The sequence below is a fragment of the Prochlorococcus marinus str. MIT 1013 genome (assembly GCF_027359395.1).
In the GTDB taxonomy this organism is placed as follows: Bacteria; Cyanobacteriota; Cyanobacteriia; order PCC-6307; family Cyanobiaceae; genus Prochlorococcus_B; species Prochlorococcus_B marinus_E.
The window spans coordinates 328,957-353,967 of record NZ_CP114778.1 but is presented as its reverse complement, the minus strand read 5'-3'; the positions used below and the strand labels follow the sequence as shown (position 1 = coordinate 353,967).

The following is a 25,011-nucleotide window of genomic DNA, read 5'->3' as shown; positions in this document are numbered from 1 at the left end:
GTAATCATTTTGACTATAGTTATTTGTAAATTCTTTTGAATTAGTTGAATTGATTATCAAATGAGTAAAAGTTATAGTCAATTATTAAAGGATATAGAAAATGGAGAAATTATTTCTATTATTTTAATTCCAAATAGAAGAGAGGTCCTTATAGAATTTATCAATGGTGAGAAAAAAACAATTCCAATATTTTATAATGATCAGAAAATACTTAGATTATCTGAAGAATATAAAGTACCTCTTACAGTAAGAGATACCCTTTCAGAACAACGATTAGCTAATTTTATTACTGGAATCGGACTTTTAATAATATTTATTATATCTTTTTCTTTTTTAATCAGGAGATCATCCAAGTTGTTAAATAATATGCAAAGTTTTTATGGGCGTTCCTCACAGGTAAAAGAAGATGAAATTAATAAAATTACTTTTGATGATGTAGCAGGGTTAAATGAAGAATCCGATGAGTTAAAAGAAATAGTCGCCTTTTTAAAGAATCCACAGATTCTTATTGACCTTGGTGCAAAAACCCCTAAAGGTGTCTTATTAGTGGGACCGCCTGGAACTGGAAAGACATTATTAGCTCGCGCAATTGCTGGAGAAGCAAATGTTCCTTTCTTTTCTATATCAGCATCAGAATTTGTTGAAATGTTTGTTGGGGTTGGGGCAAGCCGAGTTAGAGATCTTTTTAAAAGCGCAAAATCAAAATCACCTTGCATTGTTTTTATAGATGAAATTGATTCAATTGGCCGTCAAAGGGGGGCTGGAATAGGAGGTGGAAATGATGAGAGAGAGCAAACTTTAAACCAACTTCTAACTGAAATGGATGGTTTTGCTTCTAACAATGGAGTTATTGTTATTGCAGCGACAAATAGGCCAGATGTTTTAGACAGAGCTTTAACTAGACCTGGAAGATTTGATCGTCGTATTTACATATCTCTTCCCGATAGAAAAGCTAGACACAAAATTCTATCTGTACATGCCAGAACAAAACCTTTATCCGATTCTGTAAATCTTATGGAATGGGCATCTAAGACTCCTGGCTTTTCAGGTGCCGATCTACAAAATCTACTAAACGAGGCAGCAATTCATGCAGCAAGGAATAACCTATCCATCATAAGTAGCAATGAACTTGATAAAGCACTAGAAAAAGCACGCTTTGGATTACTTTCTAAACCACTTTCTGATATCACAAAGAAAAGACAAATTGCATATCAGATAATTGGTAAAACATTAGTATCTTTATTAATTACAAATACAGATAAATTAGAAAAGATTTCATTATTTAAGTCTATTGGAGACATATCTGGTATGACTTATTTCACACCTGACGAAGAGTCAATAGATAGCGGTCTTATTACACGTAATTATATCTATAACAAGATATTAATTTCACTTGGATCTAGAGCTGCTGAAATAATCGTTTTTGGATCTAAAGAAGTTACTCAAGGATCACAAAAGGAGTTTCAAGATGTTTATTTTTGGGCAAATCAAATGGTTACAAAGTTTGGGTTCTCAGAACTCGGACCTATCTCATATGAATCAGAAAATGATTCAATTTTTCTTGGTAGAGATATTATGCAAAATAGAAAAGAATTTTCACAGAAAACTAGTAAGGAGATTGATAAGCAAATAATAGCAATTGCAAATAAAGCTATTAATCATGCAATTAAACTACTTTCAAACAAAGTCTATCTAATGGATAAGTTAGTTGACGAATTAATAGATAATGAAACTCTTGATGGAAAATATATTATAAAATCACTTAAAAATTATACTTCTACGAACTAAGTAATGACAGATTGTATTTAAAGTGCTGAAAAGTATTCTTTACTTCCTTCAGGATCTTCCTTCATGGTTTTGTCACCAGGTGTCCATCCAGCGGGACATACCTCATCTGGATGAGATTCTACATATTGATATGCCTGTAAAACCCTTAGAGTTTCGTCAATATTGCGTCCAACTGGTGCTTTATTGATTGTTGAGTGCATTATAACTCCACTAGGGTTAATTATAAATAAACCTCTATCAGCTTCTCCATCATCGTTTAGAACATTATAAGCTTGACAAATTTCACGCTTAAGGTCAGATACTAGTGGATAATTAATATCACCTATACCTCCTTCATTTCTGGGTGTTTGAATCCAAGCTAAATGTGTAAATTTGCTGTCAACAGATACACCTAAAACCTCTGTGTTTTTTGTACTGAAATCGGTATATCTATCGCTAAACGCTGTAATTTCTGTAGGGCAAACAAATGTAAAATCTAATGGGTAGAAAAATAAAACAACGTACTTCCCTCTGTACTGAGAAAGTGTGATGTCCTTAAATTCTTGATCAACGACTGCAGTAGCAGCAAAGTCTGGTGCTTGCATTCCGACCCTTAGGGACTCATTTGTCGTCATGAAATTAGATGCGTATTTTGATTGGTTTGGAGGGTAGAGAACGTACCCTTTTCCTTGTTATAATTTATCATGTAATCATCTTAGTCACTTACGCTTTTTATCTAAACGACCAAAATCTACAAAAATGAATGATCTAATAAGCTGGGATTCTACCCTTGTTAAAAAGTTCAGTTCTTCAAATCACTTTAAGTTACTAAATCAATTGAGAAATGAAGTTAAAAAGTATCCATTAAATAACAAGAAGAACTCAACTTCTACTGATAATAATGATAGTACAACCAAGATAACAAACTATAACTCACAAAATATAGTATCTAAAAACTCAAATCCTACAAATGATAATCAAAGCAATAATTCAACTGTGAGCTTTAATAATTCAAAAAATTTTTCAATATATAATAATATTAACAATGATTCTAATATCATAAAAAATGAAAAAGTCTTAATTGATCAAAAAAGATCAAGCGATAATTCATCATCCCCATCTTTCAATGAACGACTTAATCAAATAGATTTCAAATAACATAATTAATAGATCAAAGCCATATTTATATATTATAGAAAATAATATAAATCTTTTTATAGATTTTGATTTTCTATCTTTCTAACCAATTGGAAATTATAATTTAGATCTATATCTTTTGAGATATGCTGACGATAATGGAATACTAATGTCAGTGGAGAGACTTGAACTCTCGACCTCAGCGTTATGAATGCTGTGCTCTAACCGGCTGAGCTACACTGACAGAAAACCCTTTCAAATATAGATCTTACCTTGCTTTTATAAAGAAAAGACTCCTTTAAAAAAGTTGTTTAATCAGAAGTCAAAGGGTTAGTACATATAATAATTCAGGATGGTCATCTAAGGAAGAAATCTTTAGATCTAAATTTCTTTTTTATGTCTGAATAGTCCAAATACAAAATTTAGCTTCGTTTTTTTATTGATACTGTACTAAAAGCCAATTAATCTTAGGTAAGCTTAGGTATTAAAAACAATGCATTATTGATTATAGATTTTGAAATTTCACTTCCCTGTCACAATAAGCAGTTGATTTCTGTTAGAAAAACAAATTGCTTTTATCTTTACATAAAAAAATATTAAAATGATTCAACATATATATGTAAAGCAAAGAGAAAGAGAATATTAAAGAATTTAAAATTGTTATAAAACCATAGTTAATAATAAATATAGATATTTGTCTATAGTAATGAGTTCTGACTATTTACAGGCATACCAAGCAGTTGACGATTACCCTGATAAAATATCATCGACCAAAATTTCAAAAGTTTCATATCTTTTGAAATTAAAAGCTCAGAGTAATTCAATATCTGATCTAGATAAGAAGCACAAAGCTTGGGGTCAGAAGAAATTATTTAAAGAAAACTGTAAATTTAAAATCCATAAGTAAAAAAAAATATTCATTATTTTTTTATTAAATACTATTTATTTTTTTAGTTTTTCATTGGATTCTTGTCAAAAATAAAAAGTATTGCTATCAATATAAAGAGGGTGATAGAAACATTTTGAGGCTTCCCCAACAGTAAGCTTCGTCATCCTCAATTATTTAAGGGTTTATACGTTCCTCAACCCATTCTTTTTTTAGTATCCATCTTCTTCTTATATGAGTTGGTTTATCTAGAAGCAGTTGATCGACATGATTGATGTCAATCTTTAATAGAACAAAGTTATTTGAAATTTTCCCATTATTTTGAACTGATAAATCTATTTTTGGATCAATGAGAAACTGATCGCCAGGAGTGGGCCATTTCCACATAGATTTAGATCTCTCACTTAGTGTCTCCCAATGACGAAGCTTGTCCTTACCTAGATCAATTCTTGATGTCCCTCGAAATCTGAATTGACATTTAGTATTTGGAAAAAGCCAGCATATCTCCACGTTATTATTCAAATATAATTCATAATATTTTTGACTTCTTATATCGGTATAGATTTCCATTTCGTAAGATTCACTCCATCCTCTAAAAACCACTGTTCTTACTCTTGGAGTATTATCAAGTCCAATTGTGGCTAGTTGAACCCATTTTAAAGAATCAAATCTTGATTCATTTCTCTCAGCAGAGTTAATTTGAGAAAACCATGGAGGCATAATGAATAATTCTTCCAATTTATAAAAATCAGTGCAACATTAATACAATTTTAATAAATGCTATATATTGAAAATTTATGAATAAATCCAATATAAAAAATAATAATTACCAAGTCATAATTCATTAATTGGTAGTTAACAATTTAAAAATTATTATGGTTCTTCATCTTCATTTCCAAGCCTAATTTCGACACCTACAAAAGTTGCAAATAAAACTATGAATAAGCCAATTATCGTTTTCCATAAACCAATATGATTTACTGGTTCGCTGGATTGAAAGAAATCTGGGATCATATTTATATGATACATCTATTTTTCTTCTTCCCAATCTTCTTCTGCTTTATCAAGTAAATCTTCAACAGTATTATCAAAGGTTTCAGCTACTGACCTCAACATTTTTGAAATAGTCTCATCGGGACAAGCAAGATCTTTTTGGATACTTTCAGCACAGTCTTTAATTTCTTCCCATGCATCTACCAAGACTTGAGAGTCTACCGGTTTCCAATCTTCTGTCATAGATAGTCTCCCCCATTAAAGATAGATAATGGAATATTTGATGAAGAATCAAATTTTAGCTTTTACTTAGCTAAAGACTGTCTTGATTTCTTCATTTATATGAAACGTACTATCTAAACTGCTAGTTTCTTCAAGTTATGACAAACTCTTTAGAACAAATTCAGAAGCTTCGTGCAAAAGCTGAGGCATCTATGCATAAGACTACTCAACTGCAAAAAACTTCAGCGCAACTTGAGGCAACCCTCTCACGAAAGGAAAATCAGAAGGTTATTGAAAAGTCACTAAAAAAATAGTGTTTCTTGTATCAAGAAGTTTCAAACTTATAATTCTTATTTACGAAATTTGAAAAACAACTATAAATAATATAGAGACTAGAATTTTTTATCATGCTTTTGCCTAAGCCAGTTAGACCTGTAGATTCTGAAAAGAAAGGAAAGGGAGATTAGTTTTAAGTTTATAATAAAATTTATTTTCAGATTAATTAAGTTTTTTTTAATTATTTAAAGAACACAGGATCAAATAGATCTTTGTGTTTTTTTTTATTTAGATAATTACTTATTAATTAACTCGGATCAATAATTATGTCCCGAAAATCATGGATTTATCTACAGATAAAGCTTTCGACTCTTGACATCAAGAATATTTTTGGCATGTTTGTAAATGTGTTATAAAAATAATTTCTTAGGTAATTGACTTTTTTTATCTAAGAAAAATTTAATCGTTTCATTTTCTTTATGAAAACGGCATCTAAAGAACTTCAAAAGCTTAGATCAATGGCTGAGAACTCATTGAATAAGACTGCTGAACTGCATCAAGTATTGGCTCAAATTGAAGCAACTCTTTCAAGAGCTGAATCCCAAAAAGTTATTGAAAAAACAAACAAAAACTAAAATAATTCAATTCGTATTATTAAATTCCATATAAATAATGTTATTTTATTCTGAAAGCTATGATGATTATATATGTTTTAGTGACTTATAAAATAGTGAAGAACAAGAGAAATTAAAATTCCAGTCCATAGACCCTTTAACCAACTAAGGACTAACATTTGATAATTGCTTAAACGAAAATGATTTTGTATGGCAAGTGCGGCTCTTTTATCAAAGCCAAGAATGGATTGGGATCTATGGTTCTCTGAACTAAATAGTTTTCTATTCATATTTATCTCTCAATATTTACATAGTACACTAAATCATTATGGTATTTAAGATATTATAAATAAAAATATATAAACAAAGGTTAGTTGAAATAAGCCATTTAAATCAAAAAAGAATAGAAGTAAGACAACTTGTTTAAGACAAGATTATATGATTGAGCAAAACAAAATCTTTGATGGTTAATTTAATGCGGTACATTTATGTGCCTTAATTAACCCTAATCAAATATTATATATGTTGATTGAAATCAACTCTTTTAATTCTCTTTAAAAAAAACATACAAATAATGAGATTCATTAATCAAGATAAATTAAAGAACGAGATGACAGGATTGTCATTTAGTAGAATAATTACATTCAAACTAGATCTATACTAGGATTCCCATAACGAAAAAGAGGCTAGTTATACTGAACAGTGAAACACTATCCAAAATGATTTGGACTAAATCAAATCACCATATAAAGTACATATCACACATTATTGTTAGATCAAAAAAAAACACTTGATCTTAAAAATAGAATTGTTAAATTTAGAAAGCTACCTAACTAATCTCTTTGTCTAAATCCCTCTAATTGGATTAATAACTTTATTTCATCGCCATCAAAAAAGTCCCTACTTTAATCTTCTTTCTAAAATGACTTGCAACTGCGAGCACTGCATTGAAATTAAAAAACAGCTTAACCGAGCAGAACAAAGGCAAGCAGAGTTGTTTAAGGCAAGGAAATCTAAATTAGTTATCAGGTAGGATTTTATTCTTTGTATGGAATAACTGGTATTTTTATTCTTATGTTTTCCTTATAAAAGCCAGCCGTATCATTAGGTAATATATTTTCCTTTTCAGAATTTAAGTTATTATTTTTGTCTTTTCTTGCTTCAAGATTAACAAAAAAGAAATAAATCGCTATCAAGAAAAAGTAGGCTGAAAGATTTCTGATTTTCTTTAGAATTATCAATATAGACTTCATTTTTATTTAATTAACTAATTTTTATATTTTACTATAGTTCTTAGTTTATTTCTATGGAAATCACTAGTTTGTTTCATTCATAACGTATTATATATAAAATAGTACTTTTTTAGAATATTTTCTAGGCATTATATTTCGGCTTTTAAAACTACGCAATTATTATATAATCATATAATCTAAGTTGTGAAATTTTCCAAGAACAAAGTAAGAAATAGATCGAAGCATTAAGAATCTTGTGAAAATTAAATCTTTTAATAAAGTGCTAGTCTAAAAAATAAGTCACGATCAAGAATAATACTAGCTAAATTGTCAATAGATTCTTAATCGTAATGTTACTATTTACTACTGCTTTGTTTTTTCCAGATTATGGAAATGCAGGATTACCATGGGATTTAGTTCTTTTACACTTTTATTTTTTTGCAATATTTATCCCTTTTATTATTATTTTTAATGCAGCGAAAAGTTCAGATCGCGAAAACCCAGGTAGAATAAAAGATCAAAATACAATATATCCTGATCTTCATCCTCGGGCCTAGGATATATATTAATTTATTTTATTTATATAAAATATATCGTAGTTTTTATCATTACTTTCAATAGCATTTATCCATTCTCTAAATTCACTTTCTAGAGCATTTTTGTTTTTACCTTCTAGTTTTGATAGCATCATAAGTGCAGAATTAATTGCGACCTCACAACTTCCTACTAATCCTGTTTTTGGCATATGTGTTCCTAGGATGCGATAACCTTACTTCTTGTATTAACATCTGTTAATTAGTAAATCCCGTAACTCTTTAATTTTATATCTAGATTATTTCCAATGTTTATCGAAATAAAGAACATTGCGTTATATTCTATGAATTTGTTTTATCCTAATCAGTAATGATTATTTTTAAATTTTGTAATAAATGAAACTGAAATATACTCGTTCATCTTTTAAGGTATATTTAATTATTGTATACCTCTATGTTTTCAAGGCAATCTGGAGCTTTACAAGCAGTTGAGGTAATGCTTAACAGATCACTAAAACGTCTCAATAACTTGAAAGGTGATAACAGGGAAGCTCTTTATGCTGAATATAAAGAATGGTTAGAGGTCGATGATAACAATGTAATTAATGATGGAGTTTTATATTGTACCTATCTTGGATAATAAGTATAAGGTTACTTGCTTAATAAATTTAATTGTAAACACGCTGAATAACAAACTATCCCACATGCAACTGATAAATTCAAACTTCTAACACCACCACTCTTTAATTGATTCTCTCCCCCTGGCATTGGTATACCCGCAACTATTTCACACTTGTTCATTATGCTATCGGGTAAACCAGTATCCTCTCTTCCAAATAAAAGTATATCTGTATCTTTATAAATAATATTTGAAATTGAATTACTACTTTTTTTGGTAAGAGCAACAAATCTAGAGTTGCTAAAATTCTTTTTATAATGTTCAAAAGATTCATATAAACGCACATCAACATCTTTCCAGTAGTCTAAGCCAGCTCTTTTTAAATATTTATCTTCAAAGCTAAAACCAGTTGGCTTAATAATATCTAACGACATATCGAAAGCTAAGCATGATCTACCAATTGTTCCAGTATTCTGAGGAATTCTTGGTTCAAATAATGCGACTCGAGGTCTAGAACTATTTAATGAATTCATGGTATTAGATCACCAATTTTATCTAAGTCAATTGCAGTCCCATTGACAGCTAGCCACCTTTTTTTTGAATGGCAACTAATCAATGAGGTTAGGGTGCTATGACGTTCTCGAAATAAATGACCTATTGGTGTGGCAGGAACAATTCCCCACCCAACTTCCTCAGAAACAACAACAACGCATAAATTATTTTCAGTAAGGCAATTAATTAATTTATTTTGGAAATTATTCCATTGATAATCTTCTTCTATTAGGTGATGCTCAACTAAACCACCTAATGAGTCTATTAATATTGATTCATTTCCTCTTACCGATTCAATTGCTTTGCAGATGTCTTTTGGATGCTCAATGAGCTTCCAGTTGTTAGGTCTTCTCTTCCTGTGATGATTTATCCTTTGTTGCCAATCTGGATCATTTGGTCTTGGTTTTGATGTTGCAATATAAGTTACGGGATCTTGCTCCTTTATCAAAAATTCAGCTAATTGACTTTTTCCACTTCTTGTCGGTCCAGTAATTGATATGAGTCCTTTATAATTTTTGGCTATTGGTGTGATCATCTTCTGAGCTAGTGGATAAATCTATTAATAGTGTGCTTTATATATTATATCTATATAGCTAAAAATTAAAGGTACACACTTATATGTATAATACAGAATCAATATAAAGATTTTTCAACTTGATGGAACAAATAGATGTATAAAATTTCTAGCTTAGTTATAGTATTTGGAGCTTTTTTATTAATTTTATCAATTATAAATATTGCTAATGCTAATCAAGTTAATCCAACTTTAGTAAGAGCAGAGACAATATCTGGAATTGCTTCAATAACATTAATAACTATAGGCTATCTCTGGACTGAAATTAAACCAAAACCGATTACTAAAGTGAAGTTGAATGGAAAGGAAGGATTTGAACTTTGTGATGAATTATCTGAAGATCAAAGAATTGAATTAGCATGGGGGAGTAAGCAAATACTCACTGCAACTGCTGCTAGTACAATATTAATATATTGGGATAATAGAGTAATACTTAGAAGAGGCTTGATTTCTAAAGAAATCTTTGAACCTGGAGAGATATGTAATAGGTCTATTGATCAACAAAGATTGATCTCATTAGTTAATACAGAATTATTTCCAGGTAGAGATGAGTTTGATAGCGTGTTAAATAATTTGCCTGCTGTTATTGTTTATCCTCTTTCTAAAAGAGGTCTCACAATAGTTGGAGGTTGGTCAAAGAGATCTTTTACTAATTCAGATGAAAAATGGATATCAGGATGGTCTGATAAGTTATATATTCTACTCAGTAAGTAGAAAGTTAATAGTTGTTTCTACCTGTTTATCATTAGATGTAAAAACTAATGTATTATCTTTCTTAAACCATTTTGCAAAGTCAGATTTAATTTCTATTTGATATTCCTCTTTATCATTAGAATTATAAATATTTCTATTAAATTCAGTATTATCAATTTTAAGTAGACTTGAATCAATGTTATATAAACCTTTCGAGGCAATAATATTAGAAGTATCAAAATTAATATTAAGTGAATTATTTATGTAAATAAAAGATGTATTTAAATCCCAATCAAATGAATCAGTAGTAATATAGTAATCCTGGTTATTAAGAAATGATATGTTTACATTATTAAAAACTCTAATAGTATTTGTTAAATTATTTAGAGTAGAATTGCCAGATTTAACTTTAAAGTCTTGACCATTTTTATTATGTATTTCAATTGAGCTTTCAAATATTTCAATATCATTATTTGTTGGATCAATGATGGCATTAGGACTAGTGATTTTGACACTAGTTTGATTATTAGGATTTTCTTGAAGTAATACAAAATCATTAATATAGCTTTTATTATCTATCTTTGTAGTAGATTTTTTAAATTTTTCACAGCCAAATAAAGGTAATAAAGAAAAAATTAGTAGAAAATAAATTTGGAAATATTTCACTAGATAGAATTCTCATTAAATTCAATCTTGTCCATTACAGGACATGGATCTTGTAGTCCATTATCAGGATCTAACAAACCCCAATGTAATGATTTTTGAAAGTTTATAGATGACGAATCAATTTTTAACTGATTTAATATTCTGTTACTTAAATCTGGAACAAACGGATTTAGCAATATTCCAATAATACGACATGATTCGAGTACGGAATATATATCAAGAGCAACAATATCTTTATTTGCTATATCTTTAATTAGCTTCCATGGGGCACGGTCATTTAAATAAAGATTTGCGGTATTAGCTAAATCTATAATGGCGTTTGCCGAATTTTTAAAATTACTGTCCTCAAATGATTTAATATATTCATTTATTTTTATCTGTGATTGAACTTTAAGTGGGGATTCTAGTAATAATGTTTTATCTATTGGGATTTTTTCTTTAAACCATTTTTTAGACATTGTAATAGTTCGATTTAACAAATTACCAATCGTATTGCTTAAATCACTATTAACAATATCCACAAATCTTCTCATTTGAAAATCACCATCTTCTCCAAATTCGATATCTCTCAAAAGATACCATCTCATTGCATCTATACCTCCATATTCCAAGAGTTCAATGGGGTCAAGTACGTTACCTAGTGATTTACCCATTTTTTGACCTTCTCGAGTTAAAAAACCGTGTCCAAAGACACTTTTAGGTATTTTAATGCCAGCAGAAAGTAGCATTGCAGGCCAATAAATAGCATGGAATCTGAGTATATCCTTACCAATTACATGTATATTTGCAGGCCAATTACATAAAGATTCTTCAGTAAGTTCAGGAGAGTTTTGATCAAGAAGAGATCCACTAACATATCCTAATAAGGCGTCGAACCATACATAAAATGTGTGATCCTTATGTCCAGGAACATTTATCCCCCATTTTAAGTTTACTCTAGAAATTGAGAAATCTCTTAGCCCTTTTGAGACAAAATTGATAATTTCATTTTTTCTACTTTTAGGAGAAATGAAACCATCTAATTGAATTAATTGTTCAATTTGATTTTGATATTTTGATAATTTAAAAAATAAATTCTCTTCATCTCTCCATTCTAATTCCTTTTTATGAATTGAACAGAATGGACTTTTATGATTCTCATCTACTTCCTTATATTCCTCACAACCAACGCAATACCAACCACTTTGCCTACCCATATAAACATCATCAGAATTTAAAACTTTGGAATAAAATTGATGAACTAACGATATATGATCTTCAGAGGTTGTCCTTACAAAACGATCATAACTAATATTTAATTTATCCCATAAATGCTTATACTTTTCTGTGATTTCATCACAATGTAGTTGAGGTTGAAGGTTTTTACTTTGTGCGGTTCGTTCGATTTTTTGACCATGTTCATCAACTCCAGTGATAAAAAGTACTGTATTTCCATTTAGTCTTTGAAATCGAGCCATTGCATCACAAGCAATTGTTGTATAAGAACTACCTAGATGAGGCTTGTCATTAACATAATATAGTGGTGTTGTAATTGTGTATTTCATATTCATCAAATACTCTAATTATTATATTATATTTTTAAAGCTTTTGCACATTAAAAATTTTCTTTTATTTAGATGATGAAATTAATTCAAAATGAATTATATCATTATTATTATGGATTGTATTTTTAACGTATAAATTATCTCCAATATTTAAATTTATTTTTGAATTTAAATTACATATAGTAGAAAACTTATATTCTATAAAGTATAAAATACATATATTTTTAAATCTGTTTATCCAATTGAGTAATATTACTTGATATTCTCTAAACGAGTTATTTTCGAACCATTTACTTAACCAATATTTTTGATCTTCTCTATATCTCATAATATTTTGTCTTCCTTGATTATTAATATCATGAATAATTTGTTCAACTTCTTCTTTAGATATAAGATCTTTATTTTTAAGATATCTATTTAATTGATAACTGACTAACAAATCAGCATATCTTCTAATAGGCGATGTAGAATGTAAATAAGATGTTAAACCTAAACTATAGTGAGGCATAGGGGTTAAAGAATAATATGATTTACTCATGTTTTTCTTAAGTAAAAAATTATATAAAACATTATTATTCGAAGTTTGAATATTGTCTTTACTAACTATATCAATGCTTTCTTGAACCCTATATGGTACAGGAATTTTATTGACCTTAGTAAAATCAGAAATTATATTTCCGTACAAGATCATTGCTTCACTTATTAATTGTCTAGATAACGTTGGATCTATTATCTTAAGGATGGGAATCTTATCTTCTACAATAATCTTTCCATATGATTCTAGTATTTCCACAGCACCTGAATTCTTTCTCCAGCATTTTCTACTTTGTAAAATTTGTGAGATATAGTTTAAATCTTCTTCTTTTGGAGCATAATCAATAAGTTCATCAGCTTCTGAATAGTTTAATCTGTAGTCTACTTTGATTAAAGTCGGTACTATTTCTGAAGAAGAAACACTGCCGTCTTCATTAAAAATAACACCTATGCTCAATGATTCTCTCTTTTCTTTTTCACTTAGACTAAAAAAATTATTAATTAAAATTTCGGGAAGCATGTAATAAGTATTAGTTGATAAATAAATAGTTGAAATAAGCTTCCTTGCCTTCTTATCAATAGCTGATTGATATTCAATATATGAAGAAGGTGATGCAATGTGGATCCATAACTTGTAATGACGCGATATTTTTTCTAATGAAATAGCATCATCTATTTCTAAGGTTTGAGAGTCATCTATTGAGTAAGTTTTCAGATGTGTCAGATCTTTTAATACAGAGCTTGTGTTATTTGTCTGTTTGAATCTAGATATTATATTTATTATTTCGTTATCTATTATTTCATTGCACATTCTATTATTAATAGAATAATAACTTATCCTTCAGGATTAACAAAGGGAAGTAAGGCAATAATTCTTGCTCTTTTAACTGCTGTGGTTAAATCTCTTTGTTGCTTGGCTGTTAGTCCTGTAAGTCTTCTAGGTAAGATTTTACCTCTATCCGTAATAAATTTTTTTAATAATTCTACGTCTTTATAGTCAATAGGATCTCCTGGCTTTACAGGAGAGAGCTTTTGTTTAAATAGTGAATTAGTCATTTTAAAAAAGTGTATAAAAGGAAATGATTATTTGATTTCTCTATGAATAGTCATCTTGTTTAATTCAGGACAGAATTTTTTAAGTTCAAGTCTCTCAGAAGTGTTCCTACGATTTTTTTCTGTGGTGTATCTAGATACTCCTGCAGAGCGTTTCTCTGAGCTAGGCACAGATCTAGACTCAGTACATTCTAAAGTAACCACTATTCTGGTACCTTTTTTAGCCATATGAACTTAGCTCAACTTTTGTGAGTCTAGGGAACAAAGTACAATCTTACTAGGCTAAGCACCCTTTTTTATAAATTCATTTGAGCAACTATGTTTAACTCCTGTCAGAGCAAATCATGAAGGTATCAGTTTCCTGGCTAAAAAATCTTGTTGAATTTAACGATGATATTGATTTATTAGCTGAAAAGCTTTCAATGACAGGTTTTGAAGTTGAATCATTAGAAGACTTATCAGAGCAAGCAAAGAATGTTGTTATTGGTTTTGTTGACGAAATCAAACCACATCCAAATGCCGAAAAGCTCAAAGTTTGTTCTGTAGATGTTGGTTTACCCAAAAAGCTTAGTATTGTTTGTGGTGCACAAAACGTAAAAGCTGGATATCACGTCCTTGTAGCGAAGGTTGGAGCCTATTTATCTTCTAAGTCATTAAAAATAAAATTATCTAATTTACGTGGAGTAGAAAGCGAAGGAATGATTTGTTCATTGGATGAATTAGGCATTGAAAGTAATAATAAAGGTATAGAAATTCTTGAAGAAAGTGAAACAAATATCCCTCCCATTGGATCAAATGCTGTGGATTATCTTGGTTTAAATGACACCATAATTGAATTAGCTATTACTGCTAACAGACCTGATGGTATGTCTATGGTGGGTATAGCACGAGAAATATCAACAATAACAAATTCAAAATTAACATTACCAAACTTAAATTATGATGAAGAATTTGAAAGGTTTGAACCAAAGATAAGAGATAAAGAAACGCTTGGTTCAGACTGTATCTACTCACTTACATATATAGATAACATAGATAATACTGGAAAGATAAACAAAAATATTAATTATAAATTATGTTCATTAAGACAAAATTGTATAAATCCAGTTGTAGACATAACAAATTATTTAATGCTTGAACAAGGACAGCCTCTACATGCCTTTGATGCAGATCTATTAGATAATATAGTAGGTAGAAAAGTAATACCAAATGATTTTGGTATTAGAAATGGTAAAGAAGGCGAATCATTTATTTCTCTTGATAAAAAAGAATATAAATTAAATCCAAATATAAAGGTAATTACATGCGACGATTTTCCAATTGCAATAGCTGGAATTATTGGTGGAAATAATAGTTCTGTAAGTGCTAAAACAACAAGGATTTGGTTAGAAGCGGCTGTGTTTACTCCTACATCTATTAGAAATAGTAGTAGAGAAATAGGGCTCAGGACAGATGCAAGTAGTAGATACGAAAAGGGCATATCTCCTAATATTACATTAGCAGTCTCAAATAGAGCGAGTAAACTTATTTCGTTAGAATTAGGAGCGAATATTAAATCGACTCATGTTAATAATGGATTTAAGAACAGTAGTATTAGTGTCAATCTTAGAATGGAAAAAATAAATAGCGTCCTAGGTAAATTCAGTTGCTCAATTAATAATGTATTAGATAAAAGTTCAAATACACTTCGTCATCTTAATAAGGATGAGATTGAGCATCTTCTAACAAAGCTTGGTTGTCTACTTACTTCTAATTCTAGTGGTTGGAATGTACAAATTCCTCCTTACAGATCATCTGATTTAACAAGAGAAATTGATTTAATAGAAGAGATAGCAAGACTAATTGGCTATGATAATTTCGATTCAAATATGCCAGATCCTCTTGAGCCAGGAGTACTAACACCTTCTAAATTGGTTGAAAGACGTTTACGAAATTCTTTTATCTATAATGGTTTTCAAGAAGTAGTTACTTCTTCACTTGTTGGTCCTGATAATAATGATGAAAATATTGTATTAATCAAAAATCCATTATTATCAGAGACAAGTAGATTAAGAACAAATGTATGGGATGAACATCTTAAAATTCTGCAGAGAAATGTATCTTTTGGAGCTGAAGGTTGTTGGATCTTTGAAATAGCAAAGACATACAAAAAAGATAAAGAAAGCTTTGTAGAAACTAATTTATTAGCAGGTTCGCTGACTGGTAATAAACGATTTAGCAAGTGGGGAACAGCATCAAAACAAATATCATTAGATTATTTTGCAGCAAGAGGAAAACTTAAGCAATCTCTTGAAGTTCTAGGAATTGAAATTATTGATAAGCAACTTAGCGACAAAGATTTCATGCATCCGGGTCGAACATCTGAATTATTTGTTGAAGGAAAAAGTATCGGATACTTTGGTCAAACTCACCCTTCTCTTTCTGAGAAATATGATCTAATTAAAGAAACTTATTTATTTAACCTTGAATATGATGCCTTGATTAAAGCCACGACAAGGAAATCAAATTGGACAAGAATTTACAAGGATTATCCCACTGTTCCTTACATGGAAAGAGATATTGCGCTTATTCATTCAAAAAAATATAGCTCATTAGAAATAATTAATCTAATCAAGAAAACCGGAAGACCACTTTTAGAAAAAGTGGAATTGATAGACCGATACGAGGGATCTTCTATTCCCGAGGATTCTGTTAGCCAGGCTTTTAGAATAAAGTATAGGGATCCTAAAAAAACTCTAGTAGAAGAAGATATAAATCCAATACACGAAAAAATAAGGAATGCTCTTAAAGAAAGGATAAAAGCTGACCTCAGAAGCTAGTCTAACGCGTCCAGTCTAAGTCTAAAACTTAGTCTTAGCTATAGACCAGGGCAAGACATAGTAGATCAAGCCAGATCCTCGAAATAATTGACAAAGTCTGCATGTTTTCATGGCTGTCTTCTTAGTTTCTTTGTTTTAAAATTTGATTAGAGATTAATAATATTAAATACATCGCCATATATAAATTCAACAACAACAACGCAGAAAAGATATCTTTAGACTCTCATACGAGAATCGATTTAGGACTCATAAAGAGTCTAATAATAGAAGTGAGAGACGAGAATATACTCTAAATTCAGAAATAATCTCTTGCTATTTAAAGCAAAAATGAATTATGTTTTTTCTTGAAATGCATAACTGTCTATAAAGCAGTTATGCAGGGGATAAAAACATGTTATAGCAATGAATTAAAGCTATGCAATGACGACTGGACAAAAAATGGACAAATCTAATCTTAGGCAAAGCTAAATCCAAAGAAACTCGACAAAACGCATAAATATAAATTCCAATTTTAATGCATTTTAAATTGCAATAGATGACTTCTTGTACCTTTGATGAATTAATTTTTCAACTAAAAGAAAATAATAATTTGAATTAACGGATCTTTATTTACTCCAATCCTTAATTAATTAAATTCATTTCTAATCTAACTCGTCTAATGCAAGTCTTATATATAGACCCATAGTTAGACCATGATAAGACTTGTAAGATCCTAATTTTTGTATAAATCTTTGAGTAACTGATAAGCCTCGTTTAACTTTCTCATGGTTTCGTTAGATCCTCCAGCGTCAGGATGATTGGAAAGAGCTTTTTCTTTATAGGCATCTCTAATAAAAGAAAGGGTTAACGATGATCCAGCCTTTGTTGGCAACCCCAATAACTTCAGAGCACCATGAACAGTCATCGTAGACTCAAGCGTTTGGAATGAAGTTACATTTTGACTACGTTTGAATTTATTAACGAATCTGCGAATGAGCGTGGGGATTCTACTTCTTAGGTTTTTAGCTGAAAAGGGATCTTCGAGCGCTCCTGCCAATATAACCACATCATCAAAAGTTACCGCATCAATTTTCCAATCACTGCAATAGGAATTAAGCATTTTACAGGCAGCATTCCAAGTAAAAGGAATATTTTCTGTGCCATCGACATTTGGCCAGATATCTCTAGCAAGCCATATCATTGAAGCCTCAATGACACTTTCAGTCGGTTTTTGCCCATAAAGATAGATCCAATGTTTTTCTGCAGCATCTTTCGCTTTTAACAAATCATCAATATTAATAGTGGTAATTGAGGTATCTTCCATATTTTTAAAAGTTTTATCTTTACTCAAACTTCTCTTTAGATTTGTAGTTTGTTTTCTAATAAAACCTGGTAATTCAATGCCTGTAGAGACAATATCTTGTTTATTACTTTGAACATCCTTAGGTTTGACATCATTGACAGCAACGTTTTTTATTTCAATATTCTTATTACCAACTATCACAAGTGCTTTTTCTTCCTGGTTACTAATATCTATTCCATTTTGAGAAGATGAAGAATCCTGATTACTATTATGATTAAAATCTAGTTGTTTATTTTCAATTATATTATCATCCAAATCATTAGATAAAATAACCTCTAATAATCTCTCAAAAACTAGTCCTCTAGCTCTAAATCCCCACTCTTTACGAAGTCGATCGACGCCAGCAACTAGATCAATTGGTAAATCAATTGATATTCTCTTTACTTCCTTGCCTTCCCCTTCTGCCACAAGATCCTTATATCTAGTCACATATTAATAGCATTTTTATCTTCAAAACACTTTTAGCTTTGAATTTATATAATTAATCTCTAATTGCAAAATATATTAAAATTTCAGTATATTATCTTAAAATTAAATTATGTCCACATTGATCAATATTATTATGTATTATTTTTACAGTTAATAAAAATGTAATCAGAAATGAACTTCTGCGACTCATCTAGAAACTGGAATGAAAGAAAAAAATTTTTTCAAGAAAAGAAATTAAATTTTTTAATTTCTATTAAAGAATCTTATGAAAGAAAACTTGCTGCAATCACAGCATCAATATCAAAACTTGAAGAACAAATGAATTCAACAACTCCTAGTGTCGAAGGCTAAATTAACTTTAATCTACTGCTTAAATCACATCCATTAATATTCTTTCTGGACCAAATTTAATAAGAGTATCTACATCAGATCTTTTTGTTCCAAGAAAATAACCAGCGAAACCAAGAGCATTTATACTGAATCCATTAGATCTATCAGTTTTACGTGTTATAAGTGCAATCCATTTAGATGTTATAAGCAAATTATATGGTTTTATAGGTTTATTAATTAAGTCAATATCACCTATATTCATCTCTTTAGCCATAGACTTATATGAGTTAAATAAATCATTCGAGTTTAAGACTTCTTTTTTATTCCTAGGTCTAATTGATATACAATGAGAAATTTTAGAATTGGTATCGTGCATGTTATTTAATAAAGAGCAAAACCATTCATATCTAGGACAAATACTCTCATTATAATGTCTTGGTAATAATTGAAAATGTCGGTGAGGCTGACTAGCACCAGATTCTTTACTACTATTAAAAAACCATAAACCGGTAGTATCATTATCAACATTTTGAATAGCTTCAAAATCATCTTCACTAAGCCAACCATTTTGTGGTTTCCAGCAATTGGTTATTAATAACATGTGCCCTATTTGTACTGGATATTTATTTAATATTAGTGTATGTTTATCATTTATTGGCAGTATTTGTAGTCTAGTATCCCAAGGAATAAATGGATTTCGTATAGGTCCATATTCAATTAAATACTTAGGTATAGGAGTTTTGAGAAAACGTAGTTCATAATCACAATATGCATCATTTGATTGATATTTTTTAGTCTCTAGTGGAATTACAGCACCGCAATCTACAGCTTTTCTACTAATCTCGAGAGCTTTAGACCATATAATTTCGCTCTTCACCTCAAATAGACCTAGATAATTAATTTTATTTGATTATATAATTAATAATCTAAAAAATAAAAAATTATTTAAAAGCTTATTAACTAATCAATAATCATTAACTTCAAAATTAATGAAGAAGCTAATCAAGTTACGCGAAGTCATGAGATTTATGCCTAATAAGCCGTCTAGGGCATGAATGGGTGGATTGCACGTATACAATTGGTTTGACGCACTAGAGGCGATTTATAGGCTTCTACAGACTGCTTGATAACGTGCAAGATCTTCTCGTTTATTCGATTAAAAATCCTTTTATTAAATCATATTTGCAAAAATGAAAAGGAGAACGAACTCGAAAGTCATGAGCTAGCAATTAAATCGCCAAGTTCTCAAAAACCATTGCACTGGAATGGTTTATGGTTAACGAAGGAAAAAGCAAATTTATCAATTTGCAAAATAGTTTAAGATTATTGGCAAATAAGGTTGACGAAAGCAGGGGGGAAAGAGGTAAAACCTCATTTAGTAATGTGTCCTCGATGGATTGGGACTTTTCTGAAGACCAAGCTTTTATAGCTCTATGCGATGCGTTTCGCGAGAGCGGGGAAACTTCTGGTATGGAATTTTTGGCGACGGGTGAAGGTGCTTTTCACTTTCAGGAATTAACTCAAAATGCTGCCGGAGAGGGAATTGATTTAAGTGACTCAGAATCAATGGCAGAGTTTCAGATGGAAGTATTAGAAACAATCGATGAAATTAGTAACTAATTTTCTATATAAATATCAAATAAGGCATGATATTTATATTCCAAAGTATTTAGCGACTGGATGTAATGCAACAATAGCTGTGGTGCTTTGTTCTGGATGAAGTTGCTCACTTTCGTCCATTGAGATATTGATTTTTTTTGCATTAAGCCAAAGTAGTTGTTTTCTAGAATCTGAAACTTCTGGACAAGCTGGATACCCAAAAGAATAACGGCAACCTCGGTATTTAACATCTAATATATCTTTAATATTGTCAGGTTCATAATCTTCAAAACCACATTCGATTCTAATAACAGAATGTATATATTCAGCAAGTGCTTCTGCCAGTTGGACAGTTAACCCATGAAAAAATAGATAATCAGAATATGAATCTTGACTAAATAATTTATGAGAATATTCACTAGCTGATTCTCCCATAGTTACAGCCTGCATTGGCAAATAATCTGTAGGCTGATTGTTATTTAAGTCATTATAAAAATCTGCTATACAAAACCTTTTCCCAGATCTTTGCCTAGGTAATAAAAAATCACCTAAAAGGCTTTGGTGATCTTTATCATATACTTTTAAATTATTACCAACTCTACCACAAGGAAAATATCCATAAACTAATGAAGGATTAATAAGCTTTTCATTTATTATTTTGTTCATCCAGTAATCTAACTTCGGTTCTGCTTTCTTAAGTAAAAAGTCCTTATAATCAGAAGCAGACATCTGCTTGGAACGTTTCATTTGCCATTGGCCTGCAAATAAAGCATTACGATCTAAGAATTTATAAACTTTAGTTATATCTATATCTTTATCTAATAAAAACTTTGGCCCTATGAATGGTGGTTTAATAGGATCTATTTCAGATATATCTTTTGATCTTGAGTTATCTTCAATAGGCTTTTCTTTGATTTTGTTGATATTAATTTTTTGATGAGTATTTGTATTATTATAATTACCAATAGTAATTCCCTCGGGAGCACCTTCTTTAAAGCCTGAGAAATTATCCCAGTTATTTAATTCCTTTGCTTTCATATATGAATCCATAAATTTTAAATCTGTAAAAGCATCTTTACCATAAATAACTTTCCCTTTATAAACACTTGCACAATCTTGATTAACAAATTTTGGAGTCAGAGCTGCTCCTCCAAGAATAATAGGCACAGATATATCTTCTTCATTTAATGCTTTAAGATTATCTTTCATAAATGCAGTTGATTTAACTAGTAGTCCACTCATGGCAATACAATCAGCGTTATGCTCTTTCTGTGCATTAATTATTGAATTGACTTCTTGCTTAATTCCTAAATTAATAACTTCATAACCATTATTTGATAAGATTATATCTACTAGATTTTTACCAATATCGTGGACATCACCCTTAACTGTAGCGATAATAAATTTTCCTTTTGATTGTTTAACCTCAGATTTATCCATAAAATCCTCTAAATATGAAACAGCAAATTTCATTGTTTCTGCAGATTGAAGAACAAAGGGTAATTGCATTTGGCCCGACCCAAATAATTCACCAACAACTTTCATTCCATCTAATAAAAATTCATTAATTATTACTAAAGGTTTATATTTATTTAAAGCGATATCAAGATTTGAATGTAAATTAGTTTTTTCACCATCAATAATATGATTCTTTAGTTTTTCTTCTATCGGTAATTTAATATCATCATTATTTGTACTTTTGTTTAAAAGTGTCTTTGAATCATCGAAATAACTAGTTAAGGTAGTTAAAGGATCATATGTGCACACATTATTTTCAAATATTCTTCTATCATAAATAAGATCCATGCAAATTTTTATCTCTTCTTCACTTATTTTGTTTAAAGGTAATATCTTGGAGGGAGAAACAATTGCAGAATCAAGACCGGCATTAATTGCTTCATTAAGAAAGATAGAATTAAGAACAATTCTTGCACTAGAAGATAAACCAAAACTTACATTTGAAATTCCAAGGATTAAATGAACTTCTGGATGTTGATCTTTTATTAACTTAATTGCTTTTATAGTTTCTAAACCATTCTTTCTATCTTCTTCTAATCCTGTTGAGATAGGTAATGCTAGAGGATCATAAAAAAGTTCATAAGCTTTTAATCCATAATCAGTCGCATCCTTATATGCTCTTGTTGCTATTTCTGCTTTTTTATCAGCAGATCTAGCCATTCCATCTTCGTCAATTGTTCCAATTACGACCGCTGACCCGTATCGTTTAGCAAGATCAATTACTTTATAGAATCTGCCTGGACCATCCTCATAATTAGTAGAATTTAAAATACATTTTCCGCCAGCATGTTTTAGCCCACTTTCCATTTTTTCATAATCAGTTGAATCAAGCATCAAAGGCAAATTAATATTATTAACAAGTCTTTTGACTAACATAGACATATCTTCGATCCCATTTCTTCCAACAAAATCTACATTTACATCTAAAACATGAGCATTTTCCTTCAGTTGAGATTTTGCAATTCCAACAAGTCCGTCCCAATCCTCATCGTTTAGGAGTTCTCTTACTTTTTTAGATCCACTAGCATTTAATCTCTCGCCTACGATCAAGAAAGAGTTATCTTGCACATACGGAATAGACTCATATATTGATGATGCAGCAGGAATTATAGATCTTTCTTTTGAAAGAGTATCCAATCTTTGCTCAGAAGATAACAGCTCTTTAGATAAATCTGAAAGTTGCTTAATATGTTCCGGTCTAGTTCCACAACAACCTCCAATTAGTTGAACTCCTAAATCATTAATAAAATGACTAAGTTGGAACTTAAGTTCCATTGGAGTTAATCGATAATGAGCCTTGCCACCTACATTCTCAGGAAGTCCTGCATTTGGTATACAACTTATATGAAATGGTGAATGCTCAGATAAATATTTAATATGATCTTTCATTTCTTCCGGGCCAGTTGCACAATTAAGGCCCAAAATATCAATATTAAATGGCTCCAGTATTGTTGTAATAGAAGAAATATCACTACCAATAAGCATCTGGCCGGTAGTCTCCATGGTTACCGACACCATTAATGGAATTCTCTTTCCAGAACCAATAGCTTCATTTACGCTTTGCAGAGCAGCCTTGATTTGAAGGACATCTTGGCAAGTTTCAATAATAAAAAGATCAATTCCACCTTCAATAAGTGCTTTAGCTTGCTCAAGATATGAATTTTTTAGCTCATCAAAACTGATATGACCTAGGGTTGGTAGCTTGGTTGTTGGTCCAATAGATCCAGCTACAAATCGTGGTTTTTCCGCTGATTGATATTTATTTGCAACATTCCTTGCTATTTGTGCTGCTTTTAAATTGATCTCATAAGCTTTATTACCAATTCCATATTCATCTAGAACAATTGAAGTTGCACCAAATGTATTTGTTTCGATTACATCACAACCTGCATTTAAAAATGATTCATGTACTTTTTCGACACTGGAAACTGATGTCAATACAAGGTTTTCATTACAACCTTCTAATGAAGCTCCGCCATAATCATCTGCATTAAGTTGTTGATCTTGCAGAGACGTTCCTGTAGCGCCATCAAATACTAATATCGGTCTCTTATCAGAGTTGAGATAGGCTAAAAAATCAGTCATAAATTATATATTTAACTTATAAAAATGAAAATCATTAATTTAAATAAGTTATATAGTCTTATTTTAATCTATGTGTACACGTTTAACCCAATTTTCATATTCAGGAACTAAACCTTCTGTAATTTTAGTCAACTTCTTTCTTAATGAATTCATTATTGGCATATCTTTGCTCATTGATGTAGTTTCAATCATTTTTATAGGGGTAATTTTTGCCGCCGTTCCTGTAAGGAATACTTCATCAGATATAAACAATTCTGTTTTATCTACTGCTCTTTCAATAACATTTATTCCATCTCTTTTTGCCAGTTCTATAACACTTGAACGAGTTATACCTTCAAGAATATCTTGATCAACACCAGGTGTAATTAATTCACCATTACGGACTATAAAAATATTCATACCACTAGCTTCACTGATTTTTCCTTGACTATTTAATAATAGTGCTTCATCAAATCCACTTTTTACTGCTTCAGTTTTGGCTAACGAGCTAGTGATATAAGCTCCACTAATTTTACCTCTTAATGGAAGTGAGTTGTCTTGCTGACGAGTCCAGCTACTAACGCGACAAGTAACCCCATCAGGTGATAGATAGTCACCTAGTTCTATTCCATAAATAAAGAAATTAGTTTCTATATTATGTAACCTTGGTGCAATTCCTAAGTCACTAGTATATACAAATGGTCTGATGTATACAGGTTGAGTCGGTTTGTTTTTAACAAGAAATGTTTCAAGAGACTTTAAGACAAAATCCTCATCTAATTCAGACATCAAAAATCTAGCACTTTGACATAATCTTTTTGCGTGTTTGTCTGCTCTAAATAATAAAAATGATTTACTATTATTTGGATCAGGAATAGCCCGCATTCCTCCAAAAGCTGCAGTTCCATAATGAAGTGCATGAGTAGCTATAGATAGCTTCGCTTCATTAAATGGGATACATTGCCCTTCAAACCAAGCGAATGGAAGAAAATTATGCATTATTAGTTCCAGCTAA

The 25,011-nt window shown here is 30.4% G+C and carries 28 protein-coding genes and 1 tRNA gene; 10 read left to right on the top strand and 19 right to left on the bottom strand.

Going from position 1 to position 25,011, the window contains the following annotated elements; translation table 11 throughout:
- Positions 1-60 precede the first annotated feature (60 nt).
- On the top strand, positions 61-1,788 hold the full coding sequence (gene ftsH / locus O5633_RS01895; protein ID WP_269610350.1) for an ATP-dependent zinc metalloprotease FtsH: 1,728 nt from the start codon (positions 61-63) through the stop codon (positions 1,786-1,788).
- 17 nt (positions 1,789-1,805) lie between these two features.
- On the opposite strand, the gene O5633_RS01890 is transcribed toward ftsH, so the two are convergent.
- Positions 1,806-2,402 carry a peroxiredoxin gene (locus O5633_RS01890; protein WP_269610349.1) on the bottom strand — a complete coding sequence of 199 codons (597 nt, stop codon included), beginning with the start codon at positions 2,400-2,402 and terminating at the stop codon, positions 1,806-1,808.
- Positions 2,403-2,526: 124 nt separating this feature from the next.
- Here O5633_RS01890 and O5633_RS01885 point away from each other — a divergent pair, with 124 nt between their 5' ends.
- Complete coding sequence (locus O5633_RS01885; protein ID WP_269610347.1) at positions 2,527-2,925, top strand: hypothetical protein; 399 nt, start codon at positions 2,527-2,529, stop codon at positions 2,923-2,925.
- Positions 2,926-3,074: 149 nt separating this feature from the next.
- Here the strand turns inward: O5633_RS01885 and O5633_RS01880 are convergent.
- The 4 genes from O5633_RS01880 to O5633_RS01865 all read right to left on the bottom strand — a co-directional run bounded on the left by O5633_RS01880 (position 3,075) and on the right by O5633_RS01865 (position 5,026).
- Positions 3,075-3,148 (bottom strand) — tRNA-Met (locus O5633_RS01880).
- An 819-nt stretch (positions 3,149-3,967) separates the two neighbouring features.
- A complete protein-coding gene (locus O5633_RS01875) occupies positions 3,968-4,510 on the bottom strand; it encodes a pyridoxamine 5'-phosphate oxidase family protein (RefSeq protein ID WP_269610346.1) in 543 nt (180 codons plus the stop codon).
- A gap of 153 nt (positions 4,511-4,663) precedes the next feature.
- Entirely contained in the window at positions 4,664-4,819 is a 156-nt protein-coding gene (locus O5633_RS01870; RefSeq protein WP_269610345.1) for a hypothetical protein, read from the bottom strand.
- Positions 4,820-5,026 carry a hypothetical protein gene (locus tag O5633_RS01865; RefSeq protein ID WP_269610344.1) on the bottom strand — a complete coding sequence of 69 codons (207 nt, stop codon included), beginning with the start codon at positions 5,024-5,026 and terminating at the stop codon, positions 4,820-4,822. It abuts the gene before it with no gap.
- Between the two features lie 137 nt (positions 5,027-5,163).
- On the opposite strand from O5633_RS01865, the gene O5633_RS01860 reads away from it, so the two are divergent.
- Together O5633_RS01860 and O5633_RS01855 are read left to right on the top strand one after the other, a co-directional pair.
- Positions 5,164-5,319 carry a hypothetical protein gene (locus O5633_RS01860; protein WP_269610343.1) on the top strand — a complete coding sequence of 52 codons (156 nt, stop codon included), beginning with the start codon at positions 5,164-5,166 and terminating at the stop codon, positions 5,317-5,319.
- 441 nt (positions 5,320-5,760) lie between these two features.
- A complete protein-coding gene (locus O5633_RS01855; RefSeq protein WP_269610342.1) occupies positions 5,761-5,916 on the top strand; it encodes a hypothetical protein in 156 nt (51 codons plus the stop codon).
- Positions 5,917-5,993: 77 nt separating this feature from the next.
- Here the strand turns inward: O5633_RS01855 and O5633_RS01850 are convergent, their stop codons facing one another.
- Both O5633_RS01850 and O5633_RS01845 read right to left on the bottom strand, forming a co-directional pair.
- Entirely contained in the window at positions 5,994-6,185 is a 192-nt protein-coding gene (locus tag O5633_RS01850; RefSeq protein WP_269610341.1) for a hypothetical protein, read from the bottom strand.
- Between the two features lie 747 nt (positions 6,186-6,932).
- Positions 6,933-7,148 carry a hypothetical protein gene (locus tag O5633_RS01845; protein WP_269610340.1) on the bottom strand — a complete coding sequence of 72 codons (216 nt, stop codon included), beginning with the start codon at positions 7,146-7,148 and terminating at the stop codon, positions 6,933-6,935.
- A gap of 329 nt (positions 7,149-7,477) precedes the next feature.
- Between O5633_RS01845 and O5633_RS01840 the strand changes: the two genes are divergently transcribed.
- Positions 7,478-7,684, top strand: coding sequence for a hypothetical protein (locus O5633_RS01840; RefSeq protein ID WP_269610339.1), 207 nt, complete (start codon positions 7,478-7,480; stop codon positions 7,682-7,684).
- A gap of 8 nt (positions 7,685-7,692) precedes the next feature.
- Here the strand turns inward: O5633_RS01840 and O5633_RS01835 are convergent, their stop codons facing one another.
- Positions 7,693-7,872 (bottom strand): hypothetical protein, encoded by a 180-nt coding sequence (locus tag O5633_RS01835; RefSeq protein ID WP_269610338.1) that lies wholly within the window; start codon positions 7,870-7,872, stop codon positions 7,693-7,695.
- Positions 7,873-8,114: 242 nt separating this feature from the next.
- Here O5633_RS01835 and O5633_RS01830 point away from each other — a divergent pair, with 242 nt between their 5' ends.
- A complete protein-coding gene (locus tag O5633_RS01830; RefSeq protein ID WP_269610337.1) occupies positions 8,115-8,300 on the top strand; it encodes a hypothetical protein in 186 nt (61 codons plus the stop codon).
- An 11-nt stretch (positions 8,301-8,311) separates the two neighbouring features.
- On the opposite strand, the gene O5633_RS01825 is transcribed toward O5633_RS01830, so the two are convergent.
- Both O5633_RS01825 and cobU read right to left on the bottom strand, forming a co-directional pair.
- Positions 8,312-8,812, bottom strand: coding sequence for a tRNA (cytidine(34)-2'-O)-methyltransferase (locus O5633_RS01825; RefSeq protein WP_269610336.1), 501 nt, complete (start codon positions 8,810-8,812; stop codon positions 8,312-8,314).
- Positions 8,809-9,366 (bottom strand): bifunctional adenosylcobinamide kinase/adenosylcobinamide-phosphate guanylyltransferase, encoded by a 558-nt coding sequence (gene cobU, locus O5633_RS01820; protein WP_269610334.1) that lies wholly within the window; start codon positions 9,364-9,366, stop codon positions 8,809-8,811. The genes O5633_RS01825 and cobU overlap by 4 nt, the downstream gene beginning before the upstream one ends.
- Before the next feature lie 135 nt (positions 9,367-9,501).
- Here cobU and O5633_RS01815 point away from each other — a divergent pair, with 135 nt between their 5' ends.
- Positions 9,502-10,119 carry a cofactor assembly of complex C subunit B gene (locus O5633_RS01815; RefSeq protein ID WP_269610332.1) on the top strand — a complete coding sequence of 206 codons (618 nt, stop codon included), beginning with the start codon at positions 9,502-9,504 and terminating at the stop codon, positions 10,117-10,119.
- On the opposite strand, the gene lptC is transcribed toward O5633_RS01815, so the two are convergent.
- Genes lptC through rpmG form a run of 5 tightly spaced genes read right to left on the bottom strand, consistent with a single transcriptional unit; the run spans position 10,105 to position 14,123 of the window.
- Positions 10,105-10,764, bottom strand: coding sequence for an LPS export ABC transporter periplasmic protein LptC (gene lptC, locus O5633_RS01810; RefSeq protein WP_269610331.1), 660 nt, complete (start codon positions 10,762-10,764; stop codon positions 10,105-10,107). The genes O5633_RS01815 and lptC overlap by 15 nt on opposite strands.
- On the bottom strand, positions 10,764-12,314 hold the full coding sequence (gene metG / locus O5633_RS01805; RefSeq protein WP_269610330.1) for a methionine--tRNA ligase: 1,551 nt from the start codon (positions 12,312-12,314) through the stop codon (positions 10,764-10,766). The genes lptC and metG overlap by 1 nt, the downstream gene beginning before the upstream one ends.
- A 58-nt stretch (positions 12,315-12,372) precedes the next feature.
- Complete coding sequence (locus tag O5633_RS01800) at positions 12,373-13,653, bottom strand: ribonuclease catalytic domain-containing protein (RefSeq protein WP_269610329.1); 1,281 nt, start codon at positions 13,651-13,653, stop codon at positions 12,373-12,375.
- Between the two features lie 23 nt (positions 13,654-13,676).
- Positions 13,677-13,898 carry a 30S ribosomal protein S18 gene (gene rpsR / locus O5633_RS01795; protein ID WP_269610328.1) on the bottom strand — a complete coding sequence of 74 codons (222 nt, stop codon included), beginning with the start codon at positions 13,896-13,898 and terminating at the stop codon, positions 13,677-13,679.
- A gap of 27 nt (positions 13,899-13,925) precedes the next feature.
- Positions 13,926-14,123: a 50S ribosomal protein L33 gene (gene rpmG / locus O5633_RS01790; protein ID WP_269610327.1), complete on the bottom strand. Its 198-nt coding sequence runs from the start codon at positions 14,121-14,123 to the stop codon at positions 13,926-13,928.
- A gap of 116 nt (positions 14,124-14,239) precedes the next feature.
- On the opposite strand from rpmG, the gene pheT reads away from it, so the two are divergent.
- Positions 14,240-16,714: a phenylalanine--tRNA ligase subunit beta gene (pheT, locus tag O5633_RS01785; protein WP_269610326.1), complete on the top strand. Its 2,475-nt coding sequence runs from the start codon at positions 14,240-14,242 to the stop codon at positions 16,712-16,714.
- Positions 16,715-17,426: 712 nt separating this feature from the next.
- Here pheT and O5633_RS01780 read toward each other — a convergent pair.
- On the bottom strand, positions 17,427-18,485 hold the full coding sequence (locus O5633_RS01780) for a molecular chaperone DnaJ (protein ID WP_269610325.1): 1,059 nt from the start codon (positions 18,483-18,485) through the stop codon (positions 17,427-17,429).
- Between the two features lie 171 nt (positions 18,486-18,656).
- Between O5633_RS01780 and O5633_RS01775 the strand changes: the two genes are divergently transcribed.
- The gene (locus O5633_RS01775) at positions 18,657-18,836 is read left to right on the top strand and encodes a hypothetical protein (protein ID WP_269610324.1); all 180 of its coding nucleotides are present in this window, start codon (positions 18,657-18,659) and stop codon (positions 18,834-18,836) included.
- 19 nt (positions 18,837-18,855) lie between these two features.
- Here O5633_RS01775 and O5633_RS01770 read toward each other — a convergent pair whose 3' ends face one another.
- Positions 18,856-19,692, bottom strand: coding sequence for an ATP adenylyltransferase (locus O5633_RS01770; RefSeq protein ID WP_269610323.1), 837 nt, complete (start codon positions 19,690-19,692; stop codon positions 18,856-18,858).
- A gap of 515 nt (positions 19,693-20,207) precedes the next feature.
- Here O5633_RS01770 and O5633_RS01765 point away from each other — a divergent pair.
- Positions 20,208-20,435 carry a hypothetical protein gene (locus O5633_RS01765; protein ID WP_269611291.1) on the top strand — a complete coding sequence of 76 codons (228 nt, stop codon included), beginning with the start codon at positions 20,208-20,210 and terminating at the stop codon, positions 20,433-20,435.
- Between the two features lie 33 nt (positions 20,436-20,468).
- Here O5633_RS01765 and metH read toward each other — a convergent pair whose 3' ends face one another.
- On the bottom strand, positions 20,469-24,017 hold the full coding sequence (gene metH / locus O5633_RS01760) for a methionine synthase (RefSeq protein WP_269610322.1): 3,549 nt from the start codon (positions 24,015-24,017) through the stop codon (positions 20,469-20,471).
- 63 nt (positions 24,018-24,080) lie between these two features.
- The gene (locus tag O5633_RS01755; protein WP_269610321.1) at positions 24,081-24,995 is read right to left on the bottom strand and encodes a branched-chain amino acid transaminase; all 915 of its coding nucleotides are present in this window, start codon (positions 24,993-24,995) and stop codon (positions 24,081-24,083) included.
- Positions 24,996-25,011 lie beyond the last annotated feature (16 nt).